The following is a 7,320-nucleotide window of genomic DNA, read 5'->3' on the forward strand; positions in this document are numbered from 1 at the left end:
GCGGGTCCGGGGTTCGAGTCCCTGGCGGCGTACTCCGGAGAAGCGGGTAGAGATTCGTCTCTACCCGCTTTTTCGCATTCTTCCTACGCATCCTCATTCTCTGCTCAGCGCAGCGAGTGGAAGGCTGCGCGGAGCTCGGCGGTGAACAGGCCGGGCTCCTCCCAGGCGGCGAAGTGTCCGCCGCGCGCCGGCTGGTGGTAGTAGGAGAGCGTCGGGTACGAGAACTGCGCCCAGCTGCGCGGAGCCTGGAAGATCTCGCCGGGGAAAGCGCTGAAGGCGACTGGGACGGTCACCGGCGGTGGCAGCTGGCCTCCGCCTCCGGTGTGAGCGCTTTCCCAGTACGCCCGAGCGGCCGAGACACCGGTGCCGGTGAGCCAGTACAACGTGATGTTGTCGAGGACGTGCTCCCTGGTGAGGTTGCCCGCCGGCGCCTCGCCCAGGAAGGCGCGGGCGATCTTCCGATAGCTGTCGGTGTCGTGGTCGAGCATCCACGCCGCCAGGGCGACGGGAGAGTCCAGCAGCGCGTAGCCGATCGTTTCGGGCCGGGTGGACTGCTCGACCAGGTAGCCGTTGCCGGTGGCGGCGAACACCTTGAGCGCGGCGGCCGCGGCCTTCTCCTCATCGGTGTTCTTCGGCAGGCCGGCGGTGTTGCGCAAGGCCGGGACCAGCAGGTTCAGGTGGATGCCGAGGAGCCCGGCGGGTGCCAGCCGGCCCAGAGCGTCGGTGACGGCGGCACCGACGTCGCCGCCCTGGGCGACGTAGCGGGTGTAGCCGAGGCGGCGCATCAGCTCGGTCCAGGCACGCGCGGTCCGGCTCGTGTTCCAGCCGAGCTCGGTCGGCTGGCCGGAGAAGCCGTAGCCGGGAATGGACGGCAGCACGAGGTGGAACGCGTCGGCGGCCGTGCCGCCGTACGCGGTCGGATTGGTGAGCGGTCCGACGGTCTCGAGCAGCTCCACGATGGAGCCTGGCCAGCCGTGGGTCATGATGAGCGGCAACGCATTGGGGTGCCGTGAACGCACGTGGATGAAGTGGATGTCGACGCCGTCGATCTCGGTCGTGAACTGCGGCAGCGCGTTGATCTTCGCCTCGAATCGGCGCCAGTCGTAGCGGGTGCCCCAGAAACGGCTGAGCGCCTGCGCGGCCGCCAGTTGCACGCCCTGCGTGCGGTCGGCGACGAGTTCCCGTGACGGCCAGCGCGTCTCGGCGATCCGCTCGCGCAGATCGTCCAGCTTCCGGCGAGGGACCGCGACCCGGAACGGGTGGATCCCGTCCCCCGCCGCGTACGCCGGGAGTTCGCCGAGGGCACTGGTCACCGCGACGCTGAGTCCGGCGGCGAGTCCGCCCTGCAGCAGCTGCCGCCTCGTTGGTCCAGACATTGGTCTTCCCCTCACCTATCGCAGTGCTCGGAACGCGGCCCGAAGCTCGGCCGCGAACAGCTCCGGCTCTTCCCAGGCGGCGAAGTGACCGCCCCGTGCGGCGACCCCGAAATAGCTGAGCGTCGGGTACGACACTTCGGCCCAGCTGCGCGGAGTCCGCCAGATCTCGCCGGGGAACGTGCTGAAGCCGACCGGAACCCGCGGCGCCGGAAGTGGTGGGCGGCCCGCGGTGGGAGCGTCGGCTCCGTAGGCCTCCCAATAGCTCCGGGAGGTGGACGCGCCGGTGCCCGTCAGCCAGTAGGCGGTGATGTTGTCGAGAACGTGGTCGCGGGTGAGGTTGCCGGACGGCTTGCCGTCGACGAACGCGCCGGCGATCTTGTAGTAGGCGTCGGTGTCGTGGTCGATCATCCAGGCGGCGAGCGCGGACGGTGAGTCCAGCAGCGCGTACCCGATGGTCTGCGGCCGGGTGGCCATCTCCACGAAGTAGCCGTTGCCGGTGGTCTGGAACTCCTTGATCGCGGCCAGCGCGGCGCGTTCCTCATCGGTGCTGTTCGGGAGCGACGAGGGGTCGTTGAGCGCGGGCACGAGCAGGTTGGTGTGGATGCCGGCCAGCCCCTGCGGGCCCAGTCGTCCGATCGCGTCGGTGACGCCGGCCCCGACGTCGCCGCCCTGGGCCACGTAGCGGTCGTAGCCGAGCCGGCGCATCAGCTCCGCCCACGCCTCAGCGGTGCGCACGAGGTCCCATCCGACCTCGGCCGGCTCCGCCGAGAAGCCGTACCCCGGCAGGGACGGCAGCACGAGGTGGAACGCGTCCGACGCGGCGCCGCCGTGTGCGGTCGGGTCCGTCAGCGGGCCGACGGAGTCGAGCATCTCGATGACCGACCCCGGCCAGCCGTGGGTCATGATCAGCGGCAGCGCGTCCCGGTGCTTCGACCTGACGTGCACGAAGTGGATCTGCACGCCGTCGATCTCGGTGGTGAACTGCGGCAGGGCGTTGAGCCGGGACTCGACTCGCCGCAGGTCGTACTCGTTGCCCCAGTAACGGTGCAAAGCCCGCATCGTGGCCAGCTGCACCCCTTGCGAGCGGTCGCCGACCAGCTCCCGCGTCGGCCAGCGAGTCGCCTCCAGGCGGCGGCGCAACTGGTCGAGCGCCTCCCGGCGGAAGCGCACGGCGAACGGGTGGATCGCGTGGTCTGCTTGCTGCTCGAGCGTGGTCATGTCACGCCCTGCCTTTCATGAGGGAATCCGGACACCTCTCAGAGTGCCGATGTCCACAGGCAGGTCGCCCCAGTGAGAACCCCTGGTCTGCGCATCACCAGGGACCGGCCCCGTGGCCTTCGCTTCGCCCGGCACCGACCTGCGCTGTCAACGCTCGTTCAACGTTCGCGCGGCGGGGTCGCCCTAGCGTGCTGACCGATGGTGTGACACGAGTCCATTGGGGGATCAGATGTTCAGGTCATCAGGGTGGCGGCGGGCGTCAGGCGTCCTGGCCGCGATGTCGTTCATGGTCATCAGTGCGGGGGCTCCCAGCGCGTCGGCGCTGCCGCGAAGCGACGAGTACCCGATGTTCAAGAGTCTGCACGGCGGAATGTGCGTGGACGTCAACATGAACGACCACAACACGTGGTCCAGGTTGACCGTGTGGGACTGCAACGGCGGTGACAACCAGCGCTGGAGCGGCGGTTTCATGGCCGGCGGCAACATCCAGAACCTCGGCAACCAGAAGTGCATGGACGCCGCGGATCCGAACAACGACGACACCGGGCCCAACGGCAACGACGTGGGGACGTTCCCCTGCAAGCAGGCGGCCACGCACAACCAGGCCTTCTTCTGGCGGGGAACGGACGCCGGGCTGGGTTACGGGCCGATCGAGACCCCGTTCGCGGGGCGCAAGTGCCTTGAGATCAGGGTGAACCCGGCGAACCCGTACGCCGTCCCGCCCAGGGGCACGCCGGTCCAGCTCTGGGACTGCAACGGCTCGCCGTGGCAGCAGTGGAAGCTCTTCAAGTTCTCGTCCAAGTAGGGGCCTGTGACGGTCAGGTCCCCGACGACCTGACCGTCACGCTTCCCCACCTCGCGCATCTCCAGCAACACCGACAACGTACGTGCGCAGGCGGTGGTGTCGCGGCGACTGAGCCCGGCGGCTCAGCGGCGCCGGGCTCGCATGATGTGCGCGTCCAGCGGCAACGGGTGCGACTCGACCAGCTCGAAGCCCGCGCCGGCGAGCAACGCGCGGTACTCCGATTCGGAGCGTTCGCGGCCGCCCGTGTTGCAGAGCATGTGGACGTCCCACGGGATGGCGAGCGAGTCCGGGTCGGCGCCTTCCGGCAGCAGGCGTTCGATCACGAGCAGCTCGGCGTGGGGCGGCATGTTCCGCGCGCAGGTGGCGAGGATCGTGCGGCACTGCTCGTCGTCCCAGTCGTGCAGGACGCGGGACAGCAGGTAGATGTCACCGGCGCCAGGGATCGACTGCGTGAAGTCACCAGGCACCAAGGACACCCGACCGGCCATTTCGGACAGTCGCGATTCCGCTGACACCAACGCGTTCGGGAGGTCCATCAGGACGCCGTGCAGCGACGGGTTGGCGGCGAGGATGCGGGACAGCAGCTCGCCGTTGCCGCCGGCGATGTCGACGACGGTCCGCGCGGAGGAGAAGTCGACGGCTCGCGTGACGCCGGCGAACATCGCGTTGCTCGCGGCCATGGACTGGTGGAACAGCTCCGCCAGGTTCGGGTCGGCGGCCATGTGCGCGAAGTGGTGCGCGCCAAAGGTTTTCGCGTACGACTCCGCGCCGCTGCGGACCGCGTCGGTGAGGGCCGCGAACGACTGGTAGAACGGGCCGCCGTACATCAACGCCAGCGCGCGCATCGAGCCCGTGAGGTCCGCTCGCAGCAACACGCCCAGGTCCGTGAGGCTGTAGCGGCCGGCCGAGGTGTGGACAACGCCGAGCGAGGCCAGGTAGCGCAGCAGCCGGGCGAGGCTCTGCTCGTCGGTGCCGCTCGCCGCGGCGAGACCGGGCAGGTCGTGGACGACCGCCAGGTGGTCGAGCAGGTGCAGCTCCGCGGCCGTCGCGATGGCCTGCGTGGCCCACGCGCCGGTCATCAGGCGCAACAGCTCGGTGCCGGCGCACGACTCGCGCTGGTGCGTGGCGAGCAGCTGCGGGAACCGGCCCGAGCAGACCAGTTCGAGGCGGCGGAAGGCCGGATGCGCGATGTGCCCGTCGCGGAAGTACATGACGGTCGAGTTCTCGTAACCGTTGTAGCCGCCGCCGTCCGGGCGCATGGCGGTGCCGATCATCGCGCGCAGGCCGCGCATCAGCACCGGGTCGGGCCAGCGGACGGCGAGCGCGACGTGGTTCTCGCGTTCGTGCAGGCGTTCGTCCTCGGCGATGTGCGCCAGGTCCGGCGGCGTCGCCATCGCGAAGATCTCCAGCTCACACCGCAGGCCGTCGCGGTCGGTCACCGGGGCGCGCAGGATGCCGACGGTCAGCTCGCCGACGGGGATCCCGTAGCGGCTGCTCAGCCGTTCGCGGACGACCACGCTGGGGGTCATCGCGCCGACCTCGATGCCGTGCCCGGCGAGTTCGGATTCCAGCCCGTCGAACGTCTCCGGGAAGATCAGCAGGGCGACGTGGTCGAGGGTCGAGTGCCGGGTCACGGCCGCGCGGTGGTCGGCGGGCAGCGACGGCACCGAGGCGGTGAGCACGGACCTCGTGCAATGGCCGCCCAGCAAGGACTTCGCCGCGAGCACGCGGTCGATGTCCATTGTGGACAGCACAGGCGTTCGGGTCGACGTCGTCGAGATCATGGTGATGATGTCCTGTTGGCTCAGATGCCGACGTAGTGCTCGGCGAAGAAGTTCTGGTGGGCCTGCGAACGCCGCAGGCTGTCGAGCCGGGCACGGCGCAGTGCGTGCTGGAACCCGGCGTCGGAGGCGGGATGCGCGGGGCCGTGCAGGAGGTCGATCATCCAGTGGGAGAACTCCTGTGCCCGCCAGATCCGCGGCAGGCACGACCTCGTGTAGTCGCTCAGTGCTCGCTCGTCGTCCCGCGTGATGGCGTTGACGAGCGCACGGGCCAGCAGCTCAGCCTCCATGATCGCCAGGTTGGCGCCCTTGGCGGCGGAGGGACTGATCAGGCTGGCCGCGTCGCCCACGAGGAACAGGCGGTCGTGCTGGATGGGGTCGACGACCTCGGAGCGCAGCCGCACCAGCCGTCGTTCGATGATCGGGCCCTGGCGCAGCGGCCCGAACTCGTCGGTGCGCATCCGGGTCGCGAGCGCGGCCCAGACCCGGTCGTCCGTCCAGGCACCGGCGTCGTCACCCGGCGGAACCTGGAGGTAGTAGCGCGTCACCTCCGGGCCGCGGGCCATGTGTCCGGCGAACCCGTCCTCGTGCAGCGCGTAGGTGACCGCCGCCATGCTCTGCGGGGCCTCGGCGAGCAGAGCCAGCCAGGTGATCCCGTGGTCACGGCCGTGACGACGTTCGGGTGCCGCCGGAACGGCCGCGCGGGTGACTCCGTTGCCGCCGTCGCACCCGGCGAGAAACCGGCCGCCGACCACGCCTTCCGTCGTTTCGACGTGGCCGTTCGCGGGATCCACGCCGGTGACGGTGACGCCGAACCGGATGTCGCCGCCCCGGTTCAGGTACTCGGCGATCAGGTCGGTGACGAGGTCCTGCTGCGGGTAGACCGTGTGCACGTCACCCCGGCCGAGCTCGGCGTAGTTCAGCTCGAACTCGCCGTCCTCGCCCCGGAACGCGCAGACCCCGTGCGAACGTCCTTTGTGGAGCAACCCGCCGGCGAGACCGTGCTCGGTCAGCACCCGGACGCTGTTCGGGCCGAGAAACCCCGCCCTGGCCCTGGTCTGCACCTGCTCGCGGCTCGCCCGCTCGACGACGAGGGTGTCGATCCCCTCGGCACGTAACAGGTTCCCCAGGACCAGCCCTGCCGGTCCCGCGCCCACGATGAGCACGGTGGTGTGGTCGGCCACGCCTTGCGGTCCTCTCTCCGGACGCGCCCACCAACGCGGGTGGGCCATGTGCGGCAGCACTGGACCGCAACCGCACGCCCACGCACGGGCGGCACGCCGGAGACCTAGTTGATCATCACTCCATCGTGGACGATGATTGTCCAAGGTGGGCCCCGAAGCCGAGGAGTGCTCATGAAGCTGTACGCGGTCGCCGCCGTCGCCGACTCGGTCCTGGCTGCCTTGCGGGGCACCAAAAACGTGCGCAAGGTCACCAAAACGGCGCTGATGCCCGCCCTCGCCGCGGCCACTCCACCCCGTGATCCGGGCATGGCGGTCGGCCTCGCCGGGTCGTGGGCGGGTGACGTGGCACTGCTCGGCGACTCGGACCGGGCATTTCGGACCGGACTTTTCAGCTTCCTCGTCGCCCACGTCGGCTACACCGTGGCATTGGGACGCCGATCACAGCCGGGCTCGCGCAAGGCGGTCCTGCCGATCGTCGCGGCATCGGCCGCCGGTGCCGCGGTGTTCTCCCGCGCAGCCGGTCCGATGGGACGGCCGGTCGGCTTGTACGCCCTGACGCTCGGCACGATGGTGGCCGCCGCGTCGACCGCGCGCGGACCGGGCGCGCGGCGGGTTTTCGGTGGTGCGGCACTGTTCATGGCCTCCGACGCGCTGCTGGGAGCCAGCCGGTTCGTCCTCAAAGGACAAGCCGCGCGGATCGCCTCGGCTGGCGTGATGCCGACCTACGCGACCGCTCAGTGGCTGATCCACACGGGGTTCGCTCAGGAGGGTGACCCCGCCTGAAAACTCGTTGTGTGCCCCGTGCTAATGTTCTTCACGTCGGAACGAGCAAGGCTCCGGCACGAATTAAGCGCCGCTAGCTCAGTTGGTTAGAGCAGCTGACTCTTAATCAGCGGGTCCGGGGTTCGAGTCCCTGGCGGCGTACTCCAAGAAGCAGGTAGAGATTCGTCTCTACC

At 69.7% G+C, this 7,320-nt stretch carries 6 protein-coding genes and 1 tRNA gene; 3 read left to right on the forward strand and 4 right to left on the reverse strand.

Annotated features, from left to right (window positions below):
* Nucleotides 1–104: 104 nt before the first annotated feature.
* Nucleotides 105–1,376, reverse strand: a complete 1,272-nt coding sequence (locus ABZX92_RS44355; protein ID WP_355571977.1) for an epoxide hydrolase family protein — start codon at nt 1,374–1,376, stop codon at nt 105–107.
* 15 nt (nt 1,377–1,391) lie between these two features.
* Nucleotides 1,392–2,594: an epoxide hydrolase family protein gene (locus ABZX92_RS44360; RefSeq protein ID WP_355571979.1), complete on the reverse strand. Its 1,203-nt coding sequence runs from the start codon at nt 2,592–2,594 to the stop codon at nt 1,392–1,394.
* Between the two features lie 229 nt (nt 2,595–2,823).
* Here ABZX92_RS44360 and ABZX92_RS44365 point away from each other — a divergent pair, with 229 nt between their 5' ends.
* Nucleotides 2,824–3,399, forward strand: a complete 576-nt coding sequence (locus ABZX92_RS44365; RefSeq protein ID WP_355571981.1) for an RICIN domain-containing protein — start codon at nt 2,824–2,826, stop codon at nt 3,397–3,399.
* Nucleotides 3,400–3,521: 122 nt separating this feature from the next.
* On the opposite strand, the gene ABZX92_RS44370 is transcribed toward ABZX92_RS44365, so the two are convergent.
* Together ABZX92_RS44370 and ABZX92_RS44375 are read right to left on the reverse strand one after the other, a co-directional pair.
* Nucleotides 3,522–5,183, reverse strand: a complete 1,662-nt coding sequence (locus ABZX92_RS44370; protein WP_355571983.1) for a methyltransferase — start codon at nt 5,181–5,183, stop codon at nt 3,522–3,524.
* Nucleotides 5,184–5,203: 20 nt separating this feature from the next.
* The gene (locus ABZX92_RS44375; protein WP_355571985.1) at nt 5,204–6,364 is read right to left on the reverse strand and encodes a 4-hydroxybenzoate 3-monooxygenase; all 1,161 of its coding nucleotides are present in this window, start codon (nt 6,362–6,364) and stop codon (nt 5,204–5,206) included.
* Nucleotides 6,365–6,535: 171 nt separating this feature from the next.
* Between ABZX92_RS44375 and ABZX92_RS44380 the strand changes: the two genes are divergently transcribed.
* Nucleotides 6,536–7,147 (forward strand): lysoplasmalogenase, encoded by a 612-nt coding sequence (locus ABZX92_RS44380; RefSeq protein WP_355571987.1) that lies wholly within the window; start codon nt 6,536–6,538, stop codon nt 7,145–7,147.
* Between the two features lie 67 nt (nt 7,148–7,214).
* Nucleotides 7,215–7,288, forward strand: a tRNA-Lys gene (locus ABZX92_RS44385).
* Nucleotides 7,289–7,320: the final 32 nt, after the last annotated feature.

This window comes from Lentzea sp. NPDC006480, from assembly GCF_040611995.1.
Classification (GTDB): domain Bacteria; phylum Actinomycetota; class Actinomycetes; order Mycobacteriales; family Pseudonocardiaceae; genus Lentzea.

Coding starts and splice junctions, on each gene's coding strand:
- ABZX92_RS44370 (WP_355571983.1), bottom strand. CDS start 5,183: ATGATCTCGACGACGTCGACCCGAACGCCTGTGCTGTCCACAATGGAC.
- ABZX92_RS44360 (WP_355571979.1), bottom strand. CDS start 2,594: ATGACCACGCTCGAGCAGCAAGCAGACCACGCGATCCACCCGTTCGCC.
- ABZX92_RS44355 (WP_355571977.1), bottom strand. CDS start 1,376: ATGTCTGGACCAACGAGGCGGCAGCTGCTGCAGGGCGGACTCGCCGCC.
- ABZX92_RS44380 (WP_355571987.1), top strand. CDS start 6,536: ATGAAGCTGTACGCGGTCGCCGCCGTCGCCGACTCGGTCCTGGCTGCC.
- ABZX92_RS44365 (WP_355571981.1), top strand. CDS start 2,824: ATGTTCAGGTCATCAGGGTGGCGGCGGGCGTCAGGCGTCCTGGCCGCG.